Annotated in this window: 18 protein-coding genes and 1 pseudogene; 3 read left to right on the top strand and 16 right to left on the bottom strand. The window is 44.8% G+C overall.

Translation table 11 applies throughout. The features are described 5' to 3' along the window. The first annotated feature begins 172 nt into the window (after positions 1-172). The gene (locus tag EXT47_RS00955; protein WP_130125739.1) at positions 173-2,455 is read left to right on the top strand and encodes a TonB-dependent receptor; all 2,283 of its coding nucleotides are present in this window, start codon (positions 173-175) and stop codon (positions 2,453-2,455) included. A gap of 97 nt (positions 2,456-2,552) precedes the next feature. Continuing rightward, positions 2,553-3,218, top strand: coding sequence for a response regulator transcription factor (locus tag EXT47_RS00950; protein WP_130125738.1), 666 nt, complete (start codon positions 2,553-2,555; stop codon positions 3,216-3,218). 4 nt (positions 3,219-3,222) lie between these two features. Here EXT47_RS00950 and EXT47_RS00945 read toward each other — a convergent pair whose 3' ends face one another. The 14 genes and pseudogenes from EXT47_RS00945 to rpsJ all read right to left on the bottom strand — a co-directional run bounded on the left by EXT47_RS00945 (position 3,223) and on the right by rpsJ (position 14,375). Then, positions 3,223-6,681: a PAS-domain containing protein gene (locus EXT47_RS00945; RefSeq protein WP_130125737.1), complete on the bottom strand. Its 3,459-nt coding sequence runs from the start codon at positions 6,679-6,681 to the stop codon at positions 3,223-3,225. Positions 6,682-6,768: 87 nt separating this feature from the next. Then, positions 6,769-8,721, bottom strand: a complete 1,953-nt coding sequence (locus EXT47_RS00940) for a methyl-accepting chemotaxis protein (protein WP_240701579.1) — start codon at positions 8,719-8,721, stop codon at positions 6,769-6,771. Between the two features lie 361 nt (positions 8,722-9,082). After that, positions 9,083-9,306, bottom strand: a pseudogene (gene rpsQ / locus EXT47_RS00935) (30S ribosomal protein S17). Between the two features lie 104 nt (positions 9,307-9,410). Further along, positions 9,411-9,668 (bottom strand): 30S ribosomal protein S17, encoded by a 258-nt coding sequence (gene rpsQ / locus EXT47_RS00930; RefSeq protein WP_010376371.1) that lies wholly within the window; start codon positions 9,666-9,668, stop codon positions 9,411-9,413. Continuing rightward, positions 9,668-9,859 (bottom strand): 50S ribosomal protein L29, encoded by a 192-nt coding sequence (gene rpmC, locus EXT47_RS00925; RefSeq protein WP_010376372.1) that lies wholly within the window; start codon positions 9,857-9,859, stop codon positions 9,668-9,670. The genes rpsQ (EXT47_RS00930) and rpmC overlap by 1 nt, the downstream gene beginning before the upstream one ends. After that, positions 9,859-10,272: a 50S ribosomal protein L16 gene (gene rplP / locus EXT47_RS00920; RefSeq protein WP_010376373.1), complete on the bottom strand. Its 414-nt coding sequence runs from the start codon at positions 10,270-10,272 to the stop codon at positions 9,859-9,861. The genes rpmC and rplP overlap by 1 nt, the downstream gene beginning before the upstream one ends. Before the next feature lie 13 nt (positions 10,273-10,285). Further along, positions 10,286-10,987 (bottom strand): 30S ribosomal protein S3, encoded by a 702-nt coding sequence (gene rpsC, locus EXT47_RS00915; protein ID WP_010376374.1) that lies wholly within the window; start codon positions 10,985-10,987, stop codon positions 10,286-10,288. Between the two features lie 12 nt (positions 10,988-10,999). Further along, positions 11,000-11,332, bottom strand: a complete 333-nt coding sequence (gene rplV, locus EXT47_RS00910; protein ID WP_010376375.1) for a 50S ribosomal protein L22 — start codon at positions 11,330-11,332, stop codon at positions 11,000-11,002. 12 nt (positions 11,333-11,344) lie between these two features. Continuing rightward, on the bottom strand, positions 11,345-11,623 hold the full coding sequence (gene rpsS, locus EXT47_RS00905) for a 30S ribosomal protein S19 (protein ID WP_010376377.1): 279 nt from the start codon (positions 11,621-11,623) through the stop codon (positions 11,345-11,347). Positions 11,624-11,639: 16 nt separating this feature from the next. Then, a complete protein-coding gene (rplB, locus tag EXT47_RS00900) occupies positions 11,640-12,464 on the bottom strand; it encodes a 50S ribosomal protein L2 (protein WP_010607737.1) in 825 nt (274 codons plus the stop codon). A gap of 17 nt (positions 12,465-12,481) precedes the next feature. Further along, a complete protein-coding gene (gene rplW, locus EXT47_RS00895; RefSeq protein ID WP_010376382.1) occupies positions 12,482-12,784 on the bottom strand; it encodes a 50S ribosomal protein L23 in 303 nt (100 codons plus the stop codon). Further along, positions 12,781-13,383, bottom strand: a complete 603-nt coding sequence (gene rplD / locus EXT47_RS00890; protein WP_010376385.1) for a 50S ribosomal protein L4 — start codon at positions 13,381-13,383, stop codon at positions 12,781-12,783. The genes rplW and rplD overlap by 4 nt, the downstream gene beginning before the upstream one ends. 17 nt (positions 13,384-13,400) lie before the next feature. Next, entirely contained in the window at positions 13,401-14,036 is a 636-nt protein-coding gene (rplC, locus tag EXT47_RS00885; RefSeq protein WP_010376387.1) for a 50S ribosomal protein L3, read from the bottom strand. Between the two features lie 27 nt (positions 14,037-14,063). Further along, positions 14,064-14,375 (bottom strand): 30S ribosomal protein S10, encoded by a 312-nt coding sequence (gene rpsJ / locus EXT47_RS00880; RefSeq protein ID WP_010376390.1) that lies wholly within the window; start codon positions 14,373-14,375, stop codon positions 14,064-14,066. Positions 14,376-14,846: 471 nt separating this feature from the next. On the opposite strand from rpsJ, the gene plsB reads away from it, so the two are divergent. Continuing rightward, complete coding sequence (gene plsB / locus EXT47_RS00875) at positions 14,847-17,273, top strand: glycerol-3-phosphate 1-O-acyltransferase PlsB (protein ID WP_130125735.1); 2,427 nt, start codon at positions 14,847-14,849, stop codon at positions 17,271-17,273. Positions 17,274-17,322: 49 nt separating this feature from the next. Here the strand turns inward: plsB and EXT47_RS00870 are convergent, their stop codons facing one another. Both EXT47_RS00870 and EXT47_RS00865 read right to left on the bottom strand, forming a co-directional pair. Further along, entirely contained in the window at positions 17,323-19,407 is a 2,085-nt protein-coding gene (locus tag EXT47_RS00870) for a TRAP transporter fused permease subunit (RefSeq protein ID WP_130125734.1), read from the bottom strand. 36 nt (positions 19,408-19,443) lie between these two features. Then, the gene (locus EXT47_RS00865) at positions 19,444-20,460 is read right to left on the bottom strand and encodes a TAXI family TRAP transporter solute-binding subunit (RefSeq protein WP_130125733.1); all 1,017 of its coding nucleotides are present in this window, start codon (positions 20,458-20,460) and stop codon (positions 19,444-19,446) included. Positions 20,461-20,847: the final 387 nt, after the last annotated feature.

The following is a 20,847-nucleotide window of genomic DNA, read 5'->3' as shown; positions in this document are numbered from 1 at the left end:
GCGTGCAGGCGCAATAAAAACCATAGTACTAAGGTTATAGAAGCCCTACACCCCGTGTTAATCCTAGCGTATCAAGGCATTAGTACTAAGGTACTAATAGAAAAACTTTACAACTCCCCTATGCTTTGATGTGACAACAAGCACCCAAAATGACAATAATAGGGACCACAGGATGAACATTTACCAACCTAGATATTCAGCTATCGCGTTGGCTATTACACTCGCAACTCAAGTCAGCCCAGCGGCAGCAGAACAAGCAACACAATCAGAAGGCAAGCTAGAACGTATTGAAGTCACGGCGCGCAAGACGGTAGAAAACCTTCAAACCGTTCCAGTTGCAGTGACTTCTATCGGTGAAACCGATCTACTTGAAAATGGCATTTCGGTACTCTCTGAAGTCCAGCAGTTTTCACCCAATACCACGCTTCAAGCTAGCCGTGGCACTAACTCCACCCTCACTGCCTTTATTCGTGGTGTCGGGCAACAAGACCCATTGTGGGGTTATGAACCTGGTGTCGGCATTTACGTCGATGACATTTATTTGGCAAGGCCGCAAGGGGCTGTACTCGATCTGCTTGATGTACAACAGGTTGAAGTACTACGAGGACCGCAAGGGACGCTATATGGCAAAAACACCATTGGTGGCGCTATAAAATATGTCACTAAGGAAATGTCTGGCGATGCGACATTTAACGTGGAGGGAACGGTTGGTAGTTATAATCAACGCGATCTTAAGATCACAGGTCAACTGCCGCTCGTGGAAGACACGCTCTACTTAGGTTATGGCTTTGCTACCTTGAATCGAGATGGCTTTGGCGAGTTCAAGGTTTCAACGCTACCCGGCCAAGACAAGGAAAACTACAATAAAGAAATTCAAGCTGCGCGGTTAACCTTGGAATATCGTCCAAGCGACGATTTGTTCTTCCGTTTAGCATGGGATAAAACCGACGATGACTCCAACTCTAAAGGGGGTTATCGCTTGTTGCCGAGCTTACTGACTGACGCCCCCGTGCCTGACAGCGTATTTGATTCTTACACCAGTATGCCAACCTGGAATAAAGTCGAGCTTGAGGGATATAGTTTGACCGCTCGTTGGGATCTTTCTGACGCTACCACAATAAAATACATCGGTGCTAGCCGAGATAGTTACTCCCCGACCAATATCGACTTTGATAATACGCCATTACGGATCTTTGATGTACCCGCCATTTACGATGATGAGCAAACCACGCATGAGATACAGCTAAGCCATGCAGGTAACGGCTATAAATTTGTCTCAGGTCTATATTATTACGATGGCGAGTCATGCGGCCAATTCCAAGCAATTTTAGAAGTGTTAGGACAAAGCTTGGGCGCACCAGGCCTTACGCGAGAAGTCAGTGGTTGTAACAACTCAAATAGTAAAGCCGCGTATATTCAAGGCACCATTGATTTAGCAGAGCAGTGGTCGCTCACATTGGGCGCTCGTTACACTAAAGACAGCAAAGAAGCACAAGTCAGCAATGGTTTGATCTTTGATGTCGTGTATCCCGAATCAAATTGGATCCCAGGTTATACACGCCCTGCAGGTGAGCTCGTACCATCAGTGCTCGATGATGAAGAAGATTGGTCACGGTTTACGCCAAGAGTGGGAGTGGAATATCAATACAACCGCGATATCATGTTCTTTGCCAGCTATGCTCAAGGATTTAAATCCGGCACCTTCAATCCCAGAGCCAGCACCGCAGAGCCTGCTGCAGACCCTGAAATCGTAGATTCATTCGAAATTGGTATGAAAAGCGAGTGGAACGATAATCTAAGAGCCAATATCACGCTATTCACGTTAGATCACAAAGACCGCCAATATATTTCCGTATTGCCCGGTGCAACCTCTGCCGATCTAAACCAACGACTTGGCAACATAGGTAAGTCTACAGCAAATGGTATTGAAGCCGAGCTGAGCTATGTCGCTACAGAGGCGCTGAGTTTTGACGCCGCGATAGGATATATAGACAGCGACTTCGAAGAGGTACTCGATACTAACCCAGACACGGGTGCGACATTTGACAAATCAGACCGCTTTAGTATTTCTAACACCCCAGATTTAACTTTTAACCTTGGGGCGACATACAAACTCTACAGTGATATTGGCGATTGGGTATTCAATGCCAGCTACTACCATCGTGGTGATTATGTCTTATTTGAGGAAGATAGCCTACTGACGCAGGATAGCTATGGTTTAGTCAATCTGAGTATTAATTGGTATAGCACAGATGGCAATTGGCGTGTTGGCCTTCATGGGAAAAACCTGACCGATGAAGAATATATGATAGGAGGCTATCAGTTCGTGACACCAGACCCGAGCGATCCGAGTAATGTGAGTAAGTACACGCCGGGGCTTGGTGGTGATAATACCTTGATAGGCTACTTTGGCGACCCAAGAACCGTTTCGCTTACCGTGGGTTATCGTTTTTAGCACCGAAAGCGAGGCTGCAAGGGAGCCTCGCTATCTCAATCACTTGATGTAGTTTTGGAAATACCCTATAACAACGGATACTAGGAGTTAGTTAAGGATGTCTCAGGTGCAAGCAATCATCGCTGATGACCACCCATTATTTCGCAGCGCACTCAAACAAGCCGCTGCACAAGCGATTGGTCATGACCCTATCAAAGAAGCCAGTACCTTAGACAGCTTATTCGAGATGTTGATCGCGCATCCTGAAACAGAGCTAGTATTTTTGGACTTATCTATTCCTGGCGCGAAAGGTCTCGAGGGTCTTGCCCGGTTAAGAAATCAGTATCCAGACATATTGGTGATCATGGTTTCAGCCAACGAATCGGCAGCCATTATTAGCCAATGCGTTGCCCTCGGGGCAAGCGCTTATATTCCCAAGTCTTCCTCACTAGAGGTGATCAGTGGTGCCATCAAGCTGGTTATTGAAGGAGAAACTTGGTTACCCGAAATCGTGGATATCGCGCCTGAAAATGACAGCGAACAAGCGCAATTTGCGCGTAATTTAGAAAAGCTAACTCCCCAGCAATATCGAGTATTAACCATGATTGCCGATGGCCTTTTGAATAAGCAGATTGCGTATGCAATGTCGATTCAAGAGACCACCATCAAACAGCATGTTTCAGCTATTTTAAAAAAGCTCAATGTGTATAACCGCACCCAAGCTGGGATCCTCTTTAATCAGCTGGCTACGGATGTACATCTCGACGATGAAGCGAGCACATAAACAACTAGATTAGTCGCTTAATCATGCGCTTTAGGGCAGGCGTTTTAAGTGGCTTATAGAGTAATGGGATCCCTGCATCACTCACCCGCTCTCGAATAGCCTCGTCGTGGTTAGCTGTGTTAATAATGATTGCCATATCATCAAGCGCAAGCGCTGCTATTACCTCAAGTCCAGTGACACCATGATCAAGCTGATAATCCGCGATCAGCATATCAGCCCGGCTCGTTGCTTGCAGCGCGCTAAGCTCTGCCTCATCTCGCGCTACGGCCACCTGACACCCCCAACTCAGTAATACTTGAGATAGTGCATTAAGCGCGTTGGCATCATTATCTAGCAACCAAATAGACAGACCCGATAATTGCGAATCACCGCTGGGCTTGTCAGCGATTACTTCGGTCTTTTGATCCGTCTGCATTCCATAACTTGGCAGTGTTAAGGTAAATTGCGTGCCTTTATTAAGTTGTGAGCCAAGGGTGATGGGTATTTCCAACACTTCGCAAATTCGTTTACTGATCGCAAGTCCAAGTCCTAACCCCTGCGCCAGCTCTTTACTATGCAGCTGTTTAAACTCTTGAAATATGGCGTCCTGATCTTGCTTTGCAATGCCCACGCCAGTGTCTTCAACAATGATAGAAACACTCTCCCCCTGACATTCAGCGATAAGTCTTACCGTACCAGACTCAGTGTAACGGATAGCGTTACTCAGTAAGTTTCCCAATACCCTTTTTAGCAGTGCTTTATCGGTGTAGAGCATGGCATCACAAACCCGCACCGCAAACGCTAACCCTTTGTCTTTCGCAACCGCCCCATATTCGTTTTCCAATGGTTCCAGCAGTGACGACAACGCAAAGCGCGAGCGATTAACCTTAAACGCCCCAGCCTCTAACTTTGTTAGCTCAAGAATGCTCGACAACAGTTCTTCAGCACTTGCCAATGAACTTTTGATGCTTTGCGAAAGCTCAGCTAAGTCGGTCCCTTGGGCCTTTTCACTCATCAATGAGCAAAACAGGCTCGCTGCGTTAAATGGCTGTAACAGATCATGACTCGCTGCGGCGAAAAAACGGGTCTTACTCTCCGTTGCATGTTCCGCTTGGCGTTTCGCAGAAGATAAAGCACGGTTGGCGTCTATCAACTCTTTGGTCCTTGCCGCAACCGTTTCTTCTAGATTGACATTAACTTGCTCTAGTAAGGATTGTTGTTTTACAAACTCGGTGATATCCGTATAGGTCGTTACAAATCCACCTCCAGGCAATGGGTTACCTTGCATTTCAAACACTCGACCATCGTGATGCTCGCGGCGGTAGCGATACGCATTACCTCGTCGTAAATGTGATAGACGCTTCTCTACTTGCTGCTCGACATCGGCATCACCAAATAGTCCACGCTGCGCATTGTAACGAATAAGTTCAGCTACAGGACGCCCAATAAACAACGCATTGTCTGGATAATTAAACATTTCTGCGTAGCGCTGGTTCCAAGCGACCAATTGCAGTTGGCTATCTACTACACTTATCCCCTGACTGACGTTTTCTATCGTCGACTGCAGTAAGTCGCGATTAAAACGTAGCACCTGTGACGCTTCATCGACAAATTCTGCAACTTGTTCTAAAGGTTGGCGTTTTTCATCTTTGGCGACATCTAAAATCAGTTTCGCAGATGCCCCACCAACGAGCGTCGACATTTCCCGCTCGATCATATTTTCAACTTGCAATGGCGCTGGCAGTTTCCAGTTTGCAGGCTCTTTAGGAAAATGAAGCTCAACAAGCTGCTGCGCACGCGCTTGCTCGCTAAAGCGCTGCAGTAATGTTGCCAAGTCTTGGTAACTCAATACCGTGTTAGCGGACTGTGTAGATTTGGACGGCATTACAAATTTATTGCTTTGTAAGCGCTCAGCAAGACGTGCAGATGAAATAAACGGCACCAGCAAATAAACCAACAAATTTGCACTTAAAGAGATCAGGACGGACTGGCTAGTACTGTCTAACCCCAGACCCAAAAAGCCTAAAGGTGCTAACCATGTGATATTCAAAGGTCCCGCGCTCAACCAGTGACTTTCGAAGTTAAAGCCACTAATGAGGCTCGGTAACAACAGCGTGTAAAACCAAATAGCAAACCCAGTCACAATCCCCAATTGCGCGCCTAAGCATGAAGCCCCACGCCACCATAAACCAACCACCATCGCGGGCGCAAACTGCGCAACCAAGGCAAATGACATGAGCCCCATATTGGCCAACGTGTTGCCCTCAGCCAGCACGCGATGACTGGCGTAACTCAATAATAAAATGCCAACAATAACCACCCGTCGAGCATTGAGCAGATTAAACTTAGATAAACCCCGATGGCTCGAATTTAACTGCGAGCGGCGCAACAAAAATTGATTGATAAAGTCATTGGTGATCATAATCGATAGCACAATGGCTGAGACTATCACCATGCTCGTCGCCGCAGAGAACCCTCCTAAAAAGGCTATCAAAGCGACTAAAGGTGCATCAGATCCCAGTGGTAAGGCAAGCACAAACGTATCGTAGCCAACATCTTGACCATTAAAATACACCAGCCCGGCATAGGCGATTGGCAAAATAAATAAATTAATCAGCAACAAATAAACGGGAAACAACCAGCGTGCGGTCTTAAATTGGTTTTGTTCATCATATTCAATAAAAGAGGTATGAAACTGCCTCGGCAAACACAACGTTGCCAATACCCCTAAAAGAACATGAACTAAATAAACATAGGTTGGGCTAGCCGATGCCTCTATTTGCTTGGTAATTCCCTGCTGCTCCGCCTGGTTAAATAAATGAGTAGGTGATTCAAAGAGCACAAAACAGACATAGACACCAACGGCAATAAACGCCAGCAACTTAACTAATGACTCAAAGGCGATTGCAGTCATCAATCCTGGGTTATGCTCACTCGGTCTCAGCCTACGTGTGCCAAACAAAATAGCAAAAAGGGCTAACAGCAAGGTGATATAAAAAGTACTATCCTGCCAAAACGCGACACTCACCCGCTGGGTGTCGCTTGTTAGCATACCGATACTGGCGCTGGTAGCATTAAGCTGAAGGGCAATATAGGGCACGACCGCAATAACAGAGATCAGAGAAATGAGTCCAGACAAACTAGAGGAATTACCGTAACGCGTGGCAATAAAGTCCGCCATGGAGGTGAGCTGCTGCTGGCGGCATATTTCAGCAATTCGTGTGTAGACTTGCCAACCAAATATAAACAGTAAAATCGTGCCAACATAAGTTGGAGCAAGCCACCAGCCATTATTTGCAGCTTGCGCGGTAGTACCAAAAAACGCCCAAGAGGTGCAATACACTCCAAGTGACAAGGCATAGGTGACTTGCTTGGCACGATAAGACCTAAATTTAGTACTCGCCCTATCTGCGCCCCATGCAATGGTAAATAAAAGCGCTAAATACAGCAGCGCAATAAGACTGATTAGCCCGATAGAAAACATAACTGTGATGATTTTTTATTGTTTGCTCTAGCATAACGGCTGTACAGTAAAAAGACAGCACACTTTAGTGCTACAGCGTATCACCACTTATAACCTAAAACTGCTGACCGATTTATCCAGTGCACGGGATAAAGACAGCAGCGACAATGCTTCATCTGACGCTCGCTCGGCTCCGGTTGCTGTCTCCTGCGCGGTTTCGCTGATTTCTGTCACACTTTGCGAAAGTTGCTGTGTAACCGTGTTTTGCTCCTCAGAAGCACTGGCTATTTGCAGGTTCATATCTTTAATCGTACTCACAGAGGAAGAAATCGCTTGTAACACTTCATCCGTTTTCGCTGATTTGTCTGCTGTATCTTTAGCATCTTTCACATTCTCTCGCATCATGCCAACGGAGCGCTTCGCTTCATTTTGCAACTTAGAGATCATCTCCTGAATTTCGTCCGTGCTCTTTTGGGTGCGACTCGCAAGGCTTCTCACCTCGTCGGCCACTACAGCAAAGCCTCGCCCTTGTTCACCAGCTCTTGCGGCTTCAATTGCTGCGTTGAGCGCCAACAAATTAGTTTGCTCCGCTATACCCCTGATAACATCCAAAATAGAACCTACCGACTCTGTTTCTTGTTCAAGATTCTCAATGGTTTTACTAACATTTTCTATTTTACCTACTAAACCTTCCATTGCTTGCTGTGTTGCAACGACAACTTGAACACCTGAATTAGATTGAGAATCCGCATCGGTCGCGGCATCCGCTGCGAGTTGAGCACTTTGGGTTATCTCAGCAATCGTAGCAGCCATTTCATTCATCGAAACAGCACTATGACTGAGTTGCTCCATTTGGTTGTCCGCCCCTTGTTTAGACTGGGAGGTGATAGCACTAAGTGTTTCCGACGAGGAAGATAGTGCATGTGTAGAACTTTGGATTTCTGCAATGATGGCTTTTAGTTTGTCAGCCATATCACGCATTGCCAAATAAATACCGCTGACCGATTCCCCCCTGTCAAACTGTATTGTGAGGTCGCCACTGGCTATCCTTGATGCCACTTCCGCGATTTCTTTTGGCTCCCCACCAATAGGGGCTTTGATTAGTCGTGTGATATACCAACTTAAAAAGCAGCCTAACAAAATCACCACAACAGATACTGCAATAATAATTGTTACTGTCTTCCTGCTCTCACTTTGAGCTATGGGACCTAATTCATCCTGTCTTTCCTTGATCGATTCTTTCACACGTGCCAAATACTCTGCGATATTTTGGCCATTAATATTTAGTACTTCGGTAATCAGTCGATTTCTCTCTGTGATAATATCTTGTACTTCTCTCACTCCATCTAAGTAGCGTTCTCCTGATTGTTCTATATCAAACAGTAAATTTTTTGCATTTTCATTCATAAACCTAGACTTAGACTGAGTTAGAAACATCTTCTCTTGCTTTAGTTCATCCATGGCCCTGTTGTAGTCATTTAACTGGTTACTCACTAAGAATTTCGTTACGAAAAGTCTTCCTAGCAGCAGCTTTTCCTGCATATGTGTAGCAGCCGCAAGTCCTTCAAAGTCACTCATATCAATGCTAGATTCTATTAATTGCGAAATATTCTTGCGCATTTGAGGGCCTATTTTATCCAGCCCGTCATGAACCACAGTATTTCTACGACCATAAAGTGCCATAATCTCCCTAAAAGCAGTTTCATATGTAACCAAAGCTGTTTCACTTTTTTCAATAAGCTGCTTGCTTTCTTTTTGATTAAGGGCCTCCTTGGCTTCTGCTAATGCATCATGTAAAAGTTTCACTTTCTGTTCAAATTGTTCAATATCGTCTTTTGATTGCTGCTTCAAATAATTCAGCACATTGATCCTAAGTGAGAGCAAGTTCGCTTCCAATGTACTTGCTAGATTGCTCGCTCTTGCCAAAGAGCGATACTCAACAAAATTACTATAACCGCCATTCAATCCAATATAAGCGACGCTAGAGAGTGCAACCATAAGTACAATCATTACTCCAAATGAAGTAGATAATTGTTGGCTTAACCTTAACTTAGAAAGCATAAAAGCACCTGACATTGTATTTATAGATAAGCCTATCAGCATTCATAGATGCCAAAACTATTAGCTTGTATTTAATACAATAATCATTGTCGTGTTTTTTGATTTAGTAAAGAAATGTACCGATTAAAAATCGAACAAAGTAAAGTAACGACCTTTAATGCTCCATATTTATGATTGGCTTGTTGAATAAGGAGCGGCGTATTACGTCCAGCACTGCGATAAAGCTATCGACTCTGGAACAAATAAGTATATAGAGGTAATAACCAACCATCTTCGTTGCGCTCAAACATACATCCAGAAACGCAAAAGCCCTAGCTAATGCCGGGGCTTTATAAAAGTCTAATTTAGTTAAAAACTAAAATTAAGCTTTCTTAGGACGTTCAATCACGTCAACTAGCGTCCAAGATTTTTTCTTAGAGATTGGTGCACATTCGCGAATAGTCACGACGTCACCTGCTAGTGCTGTGTTGTTTTCATCGTGTGCGTGCAACTTAGTTGTACGCTTGATGCTTTCTTTCTATAAAGAGTACCGTAGATCGGGTGTTTAACCTGACGCTCGATAGAAACAACGATTGACTTGTCCATTTTGTCGCTAACTACGATAGCGGCTTATAAAAGCTATCCATAAATGCAAAAGCCCCAGCAGATGCCGGGGCTTTATAAAAGTCTAATTTAGTTAAAAACTAAAATTAAGCTTTCTTAGGACGTTCAATCACGTCAACTAGCGTCCAAGATTTTTTCTTAGAGATTGGCGCACATTCGCGAATAGTCACGACGTCACCTGCTAGTGCTGTGTTGTTTTCATCGTGTGCGTGCAACTTAGTTGTACGCTTGATGAACTTACCGTAGATCGGGTGTTTAACCTGACGCTCGATAGCAACAACGATTGACTTGTCCATTTTGTCGCTAACTACACGACCTTGTACAGTACGGATCTTATCGCTCATTATGCACCTGCCTTCTGGTTGATAACCGTTTTCACACGCGCAATATTGCGACGTACTTTCTTAAGCTCGTGAGTTTGAGCTAGCTGACCAGTGCTCGCTTGCATGCGCAGGTTGAACTGCTCACGAAGAAGCTCTAGAAGTTCAGCATTTAGCTCTTCTACGCTTTTGTCTTTAAGTTCGCTAGCTTTCATTACATTACCGTCCGAGTTACAAATGTTGTTTTGAAAGGTAATTTACGAGCAGCTAGGTCGAATGCTTCGCGAGCAAGCTCTTCTGAAACACCTTCCATCTCGTAAAGTACTTTACCAGGCTGAATTTCAGCAACCCAGTATTCAACAGAACCTTTACCTTTACCCATACGAACTTCAAGCGGTTTCTCTGTAATTGGCTTATCTGGGAATACACGGATCCAGATTTTACCTTGACGCTTGACGTGACGTGTCATAGCACGACGAGCTGCTTCGATTTGACGAGCAGTCATACGGCCACGGCCAGTCGCTTTCAAGCCGAAAGAACCGAAGCTAACTTTGTTACCGCTGGTAGCCAGACCACGGTTGCGGCCTTTGTGTACCTTACGGAATTTTGTACGTTTTGGCTGTAACATTAGTCGCTACCTCTTACTTAGCACTTTTTTTAGCTTTCTTCGGCGCACGTTTAGCTGGCTTCTCTTGCTCTTGAACTAGTGGAAGACCACCAATTACTTCGCCTTTGAAGATCCAAACCTTAACACCGATGATACCGTAAGTGGTCAAAGCTTCTGAAGTTGCGTAGTCGATATCAGCACGTAGAGTGTGTAGAGGTACACGACCTTCACGGTACCACTCAGAACGTGCGATTTCAGCACCGCCTAGACGGCCGCTTACTTCAACTTTGATACCCTTAGCACCTAGGCGCATTGCGTTTTGTACTGCGCGCTTCATAGCACGACGGAACATAACACGACGCTCTAGCTGAGAAGAGATACCGTCAGCAACTAACTGTGCATCTAGCTCTGGCTTACGTACTTCTGCGATGTTGATTTGCGCAGGTACACCAGCAAGCTTAGTTACAGCTTGGCGAAGCTTTTCAACATCTTCACCTTTTTTACCGATAACAACACCAGGACGAGCTGTGTGAATTGTTACACGGATTGATTTAGCTGGACGCTCGATAACGATCTTAGCTACAGAAGCACTTTTCAATTCCTTAGTAAGGTATTGACGTACTTTGTGATCGCCAAAAAGCTGTTCAGAGAAATCTTTTGTATTCGCGTACCAAGTAGATACCCAAGGCTTTGAGATACCTAGGCGAATACCAGTAGGATGAACTTTTTGTCCCATTACTTATATCTCCTAGCTATCCGATACCACAACAGTGATGTGGCTTGTACGCTTAAGGATGCGGTCTGCGCGTCCTTTAGCACGTGGCATAATACGTTTCATTGTAGGACCTTCGTCTACAAATACTTTAGCCACTTTAAGCTCATCAATGTCAGCACCTTCGTTGTGCTCCGCGTTCGCGATAGCAGACTCAAGTACTTTCTTAACTAATACAGCCGCTTTCTTCGGGCTGTACGCCAGGATTTCTAACGCGCGATCAACCGGAAGTCCACGGATCTGATCTGCCACTAGACGTGCTTTCTGCGCCGAACCAGAGGCGAATTTGTGTTTAGCTAATGCTTCCATCATACCCTCCGATTAACGCTTCTTAGCTTTCTTATCCGCAGCGTGACCGCGGTAAGTACGTGTAGGTGCAAATTCACCCAGTTTGTGACCGATCATTTCGTCTGTGATGAACACAGGAACGTGCTGACGACCATTATGGACAGCGATGGTCAATCCGATCATGTTAGGTATGATCATTGAACGACGGCTCCAAGTTTTAATTGGCTTCTTGTCACCGCTTTCCAACGCTTTCTCTACCTTCTTCAGCAAGTGTAGGTCAATAAATGGACCTTTCTTGAGAGAACGTGGCATGGCAATTCCTCAACTATTATTTAGTACGACGACGTACGATAAACTTATCAGTACGCTTGTTCTTACGAGTCTTGTAACCTTTAGTAGGTACGCCCCATGGAGATACAGGGTGACGACCACCAGAAGTACGACCTTCACCACCACCGTGTGGGTGGTCAATCGGGTTCATGGCAACACCACGAACTGTAGGACGGATACCACGCCAACGATTTGCACCAGCTTTACCTAGTGAACGTAGCATGTGTTCTGCGTTACCTACTTCGCCAAGAGTCGCACGACAATCAGACTCAACCTTACGAACTTCGCCAGAGCGAAGACGTAGTGTTACGTATTGACCTTCACGAGCAAGGATCTGTACGTAAGCACCAGCAGAACGTGCAATTTGTGCACCTTTGCCAGGTTTAAGTTCAACGTTGTGTACAGTAGAACCTACAGGGATATTACGCATAGGTAGTGTGTTACCAACCTTGATTGGTGCATCAACACCAGATTGGATTGCATCACCTGCTTTAAGACCCTTAGGTGCAATAATGTAACGACGCTCACCGTCTGCATATAATACAAGAGCGATGTTTGCGCTACGGTTTGGATCGTACTCTAGACGCTCAACTTTAGCTGGAATGCCATCTTTTGTGCGTGTAAAGTCGATTACACGGTAGTGTTGCTTATGACCACCACCGATGTGACGAACCGTGATACGACCGTTGTTGTTACGACCACCTGATTTAGAGTTTTTCTCTAATAGCGGAGCGTAAGGCTTACCCTTGTGTAGATCAGGGTTAACCACTTTAACGACGTGACGACGACCCGCAGAAGTTGGTTTACACTTTTGAAGTGCCATAATTCTAACTCCCCTTATTACTCGGCGCCGCCGACAAAGTCTAGCTCGCTACCTTCTTTAAGAGTAACGTATGCTTTTTTCCAATCGCTACGACGGCCAAAACGCATACCAGTACGCTTTGTCTTACCCTTAACATTTAGAGTGCGAACACCAGTTACTTCTACTTCGAAAAGCTTTTCTACAGCTGCTTTAACTTCAGCTTTAGTTGCATCTTTAGCTACTTTGAAAACGATAGTGTTGTTTTCTTCAGCAGATACAGTGCTCTTCTCAGAGATGTGTGGAGCAAGGATTACTTTTAAAAGACGTTCTTCACGGATCATGCTAGCGCCTCCTCAAGTTGCTTAACAGCAGCAGCAGTAATCAGAACCTTATCGAAAGCGATTAGGCTTACTGGGTCGATGCCAGCTACGTCACGCGTGTCAACCTTGTACAGGTTACGTGCAGAAAGGAATAGATTCTCATCTACTTCTTCAGTCACGATTAGTACGTCTTTAAGCTCAAGTTCTTTAAGCTTAGCTACTAGTTCTTTAGTCTTTGGTGCTTCTAGACCAAAGTTTTCAACAACTACTAGACGATCTTGACGAACAAGCTCAGAAAGAATGCTCTTGATCGCACCGCGATACATTTTACGGTTAACTTTTTGGCTGTGATCTTGCGGCTTAGCTGCAAAGCTCACACCACCGCTGCGCCAGATTGGGCTGCGGATTGTACCAGCACGTGCACGGCCAGTACCTTTTTGGCGGAATGGTTTCTTACCACCACCGCGTACTTCAGAACGTGTCAATTGAGCACGAGTACCTTGGCGAGCACCTGCTGCATAAGCAACAACTACTTGGTGTACCAATGCTTCGTTAAACTCACGTCCAAAAGTAGCTTCGGAAACTTCAAGCGCGCCAGCGCCTTTAATTGCTAATTCCATCACTAAATCTCCAGGACTTATGCTTTAACAGCTGGTTTAACGATAACGTCACCGCCGATAGCGCCAGGTACTGCACCTTTAACTAAAAGCAAGTTACGCTCTGCGTCAACACGTACTAGTTCAAGGTTCTGTGTCGTTGAACGAACATTACCCATTTGACCGGCCATTTTCTTACCTTTGAAAACTTTACCAGGAGACTGGTTTTGACCGATTGAACCAGGAGCACGGTGAGATAGAGAGTTACCGTGAGTTGCGTCTTGCATGCTGAAGTTCCAGCGCTTAACACCACCTTGGAAACCTTTACCTTTTGAAGTACCAGTAACGTCTACTTTTTTCACTTCAGTGAAAAGTTCAACAGTTAGCTCTGAACCTACTTCAAATTCACCTTCACCGCCGTTAAGACGGAATTCCCACAGGCCGCGACCCGCTTCAACGCCAGCTTTAGCGAAGTGACCCGCTGCTGGTTTGTTTACACGGCTTGCTTTTTTCTCGCCTGCAGTAACTTGAAGCGCGTTATAACCGTCAGTTGCGTCAGATTTGATCTGCGTAACACGGTTAGGAGTCGCTTCGATAACTGTCACAGGGATAGATACACCATCTTCAGTGAAGATACGTGTCATACCCACTTTACGACCGACTAGACCTAATGCCATTTTCCTAAAACCTCTCTAATCTTCCGATTAACCCAGGCTGATTTGAACATCAACACCAGCAGCAAGGTCTAGGCGCATTAGAGCGTCTACAGTCTTGTCAGTTGGTTCTACGATGTCGATCAGACGTTTGTGGGTGCGGATTTCATACTGATCACGCGCGTCTTTGTTTACGTGCGGAGAGATCAATACTGTGAAACGTTCTTTGCGCGTAGGTAGTGGGATTGGACCACGAACCTGTGCACCAGTGCGCTTCGCTGTTTCCACGATTTCCGCCGTTGATTGGTCAATCAAACGGTGGTCAAAAGCTTTTAGGCGAATACGAATGCGTTGATTTGACATTCTTAAACCTCAAAATAAAAAGAGCATTTAAAAAGAGCATAAAAAAACGACCGAGACTAACTCAATTATTCCTGAGAAGTCGGTTGTTAATTTATTTCTACCGTTGAACTCACAATTGGAGTTCCTGTTCATAGGGCCTGAAATCCAGACCTTTCATTTACTTTCCTAGACGCTATGGTCAAGAAAGTCTGCATATTATAGTGATATTGGTGATAAATGCAACAACTAATACAAAGTAATTTTATCCCTAGGATCCGTAGGCGCTGTCACGCAGATAAAGCGCTTTGAACATACACCATCTTTCACCCACACAAAGCACATAGAACAAAATTCACTCTACTCAAGCGTTCGCTTCTGTTAGTCTTCCATAGTGAAATATTGCGACAAGAAAACATGGATGACGCCTTTGTAAATGGTCAGTCCAGTTAAATCTTGGTATTCTATGGCTAATGATAATTGTTCGGTATTCCCATGCAGATTTTTTCTTATTTGCTCACAACCATCGCTCGCTGTAGCAACTGGCTTTTTGTTAAAAGTAAAGTATTACCAGAGCATCCCATCGAGGATTACGAGCTAGATCCCAGCATTCCCACATTTTATGTAGCGAGACTCGACTCGGTATCAGACATGGTCGCGCTAGACGTTATGTGTAAAAAGCTTGGTTTACCAAGACCGTCTCAAAAGGCGCGAATTGGCAACAAAGAGCTCAATCGCTTTGTTGGGATCCAGACTCCGCCAAGTGTCTTTGGTAATAGTCATAAACCAAGTGATGCGCTTGAACATAGCAAAGCGATTTTTGAAGCGCTAAAAGATGATAACAATACCGATGCGCAGGTTATTCCGGTCACCATATTGTGGGGTCGTAATCCAGGTAAAGAAAAGCCAGGTGTGGGAACCTTATTATCCAACTCATTAACACCGAGCTGGCTACGCAAATGCTTTGTGATCTTGTTTTCAGGCCGGGATAACTTTGTTCGATTTTCTCGCCCGATTGAACTCAACCAATTGTTAAACGATAAAGCAGACGTTGAGGAGCTGCCACATAAGCTGCTGCGTGTTGCACGCGTGCATTTCCGTCGTCAAAAATTGGCTGCTACCGGCCCCAAACTGCCATCACGTGAGCAGCTATTTAATTCTATCTTAGCGTCGCAAAGTATTAAAAAGGCCATTGCTGACGAAGCAAAGGCAAAAGGTCTAAGTCAGGAAGAAGCGAGATTACAAGCACTTAGATTATTAGACGAAATAGCTGCAAACTATTCAGACGCGATGGTACGCGTAGCTGATAGAGTCCTCACTTGGCTGTGGAACAAGCTTTATAATGGTATTGAAGTTAATAACTCAGACAAAGTACAAGCACTCGCGGACAAAGGACATGAGATCATTTACGTGCCATGTCATCGTAGCCATATGGATTACTTGCTTCTAACTTACGTGATTTACCATCAGGGCTTAGTACCACCGCATATCGCAGCTGGCGTTAATCTCAACTTTTTCCCTGCGGGCCCGATTTTCCGCCGCAGTGGCGCCTTCTTTATTCGTCGCTCCTTTTCTGGCAACAAGCTCTATTCCGCGGTATTCAAGGAGTATTTAAGTCAGTTATTTATCAAAGGGTACTCTGTTAAGTTTTATACCGAAGGCGGTCGCAGTCGTACCGGTCGCCTTTTACCACCAAAAACGGGTATGTTGGCAATGACACTGCAATCTATGTTGCGTGGCATAGACAGGCCTATTTCACTGGTGCCTGTTTACCTCGGTTATGAACATGTTATGGAGATCAACACCTACCTCAAAGAGCTGGCTGGTAACAGTAAGAAAAATGAGTCTATCTTTGGTATTTTTAAGGCGATTAAGAACCTTAAAAACTATGGACGAGGTTATTTAAATTTCGGCGATCCGATATCAGTCAACCAATTTTTAAACGAACATCAACCAGATTGGCGTAGTTCTATCCATCCCACCGAAACTCAAAAACCTGCTTGGCTGAATAAACAAGTCGCAGATCTCGCTGATGTCATCATGACTGAGATAAATAACTCAGCAGCACTGAATTCAGTTAATTTGCTTGCGACTATTTTGCTGAGTAACGAGCAGTTTGCACTGCCTAAGCCACAACTGCTACAACAACTTGATTTGTATCTTGGGCTACATAGAAATGCACCTTATCACGACAATGCGACGGGGCCAGATTCGAGCTCTGAGGGCTTACTCGATCACGCACTTAAGCTTGATAAGTTCGATATTATTGAAGACAGTTTCGGCAGCATCATTAGCGTTAAAGAAAAAGAACGCGCTCTGCTTAATTATTACCGTAACAATATTCTGCACCTGTTTGCCGTACCAAGCTTAATCGCTCAGCAACTCTTCAATCGCTACAGCTTGACTGTAGATGAGTGCCGTAAAGAGGTAGCGCTTTTGTATCCCTTGTTTGCAAAAGAGTGGTTCTTAACAGACCTTAAGACAGGATATATAGAGTCTATTTTTGAATACTTTGCGGCTAAGGATCTGATAGCCTTTGATGGTCACCTTGCCTCAGTTAACAAAGATGGTAGCGCATTGGCACAATTAGAAATGTTAGGTAAAGTGATCCACTTAACGCTTGAGCGCTACGCAATCACGATTAACCTGGTTAAGCGTCATCAAGGATTAAGTCGTAGCGAGCTTGAAAAAGAAAGTGCACTTCTTGCCGACCGACTAGGAACTTTACACGGTATCAAAAGCCCAGAGTTTTTTGACAAAAAAGTGCTCAGTGCGTTTGTCACTAGCTTAAAAGAGCAAGGCTTTATAGAACAAGATGAAGCTGCTGGCATTCGTGGCACAGAATCACTACATATCTTAGAGCAGTATTTAAAAGCCCTACTTCCTGCACGAATAAATCAGTCTATCCAACATATCGTCTAATATCATAAGGCCCCAATTTAGGGGCCTACTTTATGGAGCATAGCAAAGCTTAAGTTAGGCGATTATCTATTACTTGCTTTATAACAACAGCAACAACACACAGTGCCGCCGCTATATCTACAGAGATTATTTGGTGCGGCCAAACTAAAGCGATACCTAAAAGCGCTAACACCATCCTGATAGGTTTATTGAGCTTTGCCTCTGCATAACCGTATATCGCTGCTACCAAAGCGTACATTCCCACAAGCGCAGTGAAAAAAACCTGCATGATCTCAAAGTTACTCCCCCCAATAAACGGCGTATAAGCAAACAGTAAAGGAACGATGTATAGTGCTTTGGCCGTTTTCCATGCTTCTATTCCTGTTGCCATCGGCGGTGTTTTGGCAATTCCCGCGGCGGTAAAAGCGACCAAGCATACCGGCGGTGTTACATTGCTATCTTGCGATAACCAAAAAATAATCATATGGGCAGAAAGTAGCATCATGGCTAAATGCGTTGCATCAAATTGGCTACTGCGAATAATATCAATAGCCTCTGGCGGCAAGCTTGCCAAAATAGTAAACACTTGAGCCGCTGTAATATTTGGCTGGTTGTATATCTCACCTAGTGCTGGCGCCATCATACTCATCATCATCGTCGCAGTATCATTGAGTTGACCATTTACTATGATCTCTACCAGTGCTGACTGGCTGATCAAGCCATACAAAGCCGGTGCAGAAAGCGTTGCCAACACAATATATGATGCCGTCACGGGCAGTCCCATACCGATAATTAACGAGGCCAATGCAATCAATACCAACAACAGTATCAAGCTTGCTCCCGCCCATTCATTTATCATTAGAGAAAAAGTAACCCCTAAGGAGCTGATCGAAATACAATTCACCAGCATGCCAATGGCCACCAATAATATTGCTGTTTTAGCGCTGTTTTCAGTTGCATTTGCAAGCGCAGCCAAAACCTTTGACCACTTCATCGGCGAATGTAAAAACAAAGAAAATAGACACACACTGAGCGTCGCAATACTGACTGCATAAGTTGGCGTAAAGCCATAAATCATCAATGTTACGAGCAACGCGATAGGTAATAAATGATGCCAACCGGACTTCAGCTCTTGCCAAGCACTCAATTGCCCTGACTCTAATGCTGGCTGGATATTCAAACGCTTAGCTTGAATACGTACAAAGATGGCGATAGATGCGAAATAAAGCAGAGCGGGAACAAAGGCCGCCGCAATTATCGTAAGATAAGGAATTTGAGTATAGGAGGCCATCACAAATACACCAGCCCCCATAATCGGCGGGATCAGCTGACCTCCCGTCGATGCTCCGGCTTCAACTGCTGCCGCAAACTTTGCAGGAAATCCAGCTTTCTTCATTAATGGAATGGTGATCACCCCAGTCGCCGCTGTATTCGCGATAGCAGAGCCCGATACGGAGCCCATCATACCCGAGCTCACGACAGCAACAAGTCCTTGTCCACCAACCATGCGACCAACAAGCGCATTGGCAAAACGAATGATAAAATCCCCAGTTCCTGCTTGGACTAGAAATGCGCCAAACAGGATAAACATAAAAACAAACGTCCAAGAAATTTTAGCAATAGGTCCAAACAAGCCGTCATCAAAGTAATTGCGAAACAAAATAGTTTCTGCGCTTAAACCAGCAAAATGAAACACGCCATCGATATATTGTCCCAAAAACAGCACATAACTTATCGCCAGTAGGATCATCATCGGGATAAACCAGCCCATACAGCGCCGGACCAACTCAAGCGCGAGGAGTACAGCGGTGGAAGATGCTATCCAGTCAGCCGTAGCAAATTCATAATTACGCGCAGCCAGCGAATCACTGTACAGAACAAGATAGCCGCAGCTCACGATTAAACCGATAAACAGCCCGGTATCAATAACGCTAGAAAGCACTGCTAATTTGCCAACTCTAAGTGGCAAGGTGAGCAAGATAATGCTACCAAATAGCATGAAATGAATGGCTGAAATATAGTTATCCGGCCAAGTGGCGACCAAGTTAAAATAGAGGTGCAACAGACTCGTGAGTATCGCTAAATAAAATGCGATCCGCTCACGAGCTGCTGTTGGTGCTGCTAATGTGCTTTGCTCATTGCTACTATTACTCATTGATAGATACTATCCCGTTTTACTTAGTTGGCGGCGTTACTGCAGATGAGCAGGTACGGCAATACCTATTTCTTTATAATACTTCAGCGCACCGGGGTGTAGCTTAGCAGGCAGTCCCATGAGTGCCTTTTCTATCGCCATGGCTTTAGTCGCTTTATGGATGGTTTGAAGAAAGACTAAATTTTCATAAATTGCCTTGGTGAGCAGATATACATCTTCCTCACTCATGTCTTTATGTGCAGCAAGAAAGTTTGGCTGCGCAATCGTTTTGATTGCGTTAGTTTGGCCGGGGTAAGTGTTAGCTGGGATCTCGAAGCGTGACCATAACTCTACCTCAGCGTTGACTTTATTTAGCTGATCATCAGTAAAATCCAGCACCGTAATACCATTGGCATCGGCTGCATAAGCACTTGTAATAGCGCTGACAGGTACGCCTGCTGGAATATTCATTCCCGCAATCTGACCATTTTGTAGGGCGCTAGAAGAGCCCGCGTAACCTTTATGCACCAAAGTGAATTTGTCACTATCAACGCCCAGTGCAGCCATGATGTGCTTCCCAGAACCTTCCGTTCCAGAGTTACGCTTACCAATACCAAACCCTTGTGAATATAGGTTTTTCAAATCTGAGACGTTGCCCGTTTTGGCATACTTCTTAGCAATGACAAAGTGCTCTACGTTTTGCCACAGCATAGTCACAGAACGCAGATAATCTTGTTTGCCAACAGGTGCCATTGCACCCGTTCCCTGCGTCGCCCACGCACCATAAAGCCCCTGTAGAATAGCCAGCTCAGCTTCTTTATTACGCATGAGTTTGAGGTTATCACCCGAACCGGCAGAGGTAATGGCAGACACACTCATACCGTGCTGTGGCGTGACTTTTAGCTTAGTTAGTGTCGCAATTGCGACGCCTACTGGGTAAAAAGTGCCACCAGATGAGGCTGTCGCCAAAATATAGGATCTGTCCTTATCTACATTGGCAAAGCTTGCAAAAGTACATAGTGACATTGTGATACTGAGCACAGCAGAAATTGTTCGAGCCGAAAGACCTAACATCTTTACACTCCCTAATTTTAGGTTTTATATGGGCTTATTGTGCACACCTTTACGCAATTAACCAAATTTTTACGTGACTGGTGGCAGGGTATCTGCGTATAGAATAGGGAGATTAAATGGTGAAAATATGGATTTTAAGCTGTCGAAAGCAAATATAAGAACATTATCGGATTGTTCGTTATAACCATCACAATGACAAAAATGAGGCTTTTATAGGAGAATGAGCCTTTTCCTTTGTCGCGATATAAAATCGCTGCTACAAGGTATTATAAAAGCCTGTACGTCTTATCGGAGAATGACCCTTTCACTGGTCGCGATATAAAATCGCTGCTACAAGGTATTAAAAAGTATGTACGTCTTATCGGGGAAATGGCCCTTTCACTAGCC

Origin of the sequence: Pseudoalteromonas sp. CO342X, assembly GCF_004208915.1 — a bacterium.
GTDB lineage: Bacteria > Pseudomonadota > Gammaproteobacteria > Enterobacterales > Alteromonadaceae > Pseudoalteromonas > Pseudoalteromonas maricaloris.
Note: the sequence above shows the minus strand (reverse complement) of the source record. Positions and strands in the feature narration are given on the sequence as shown.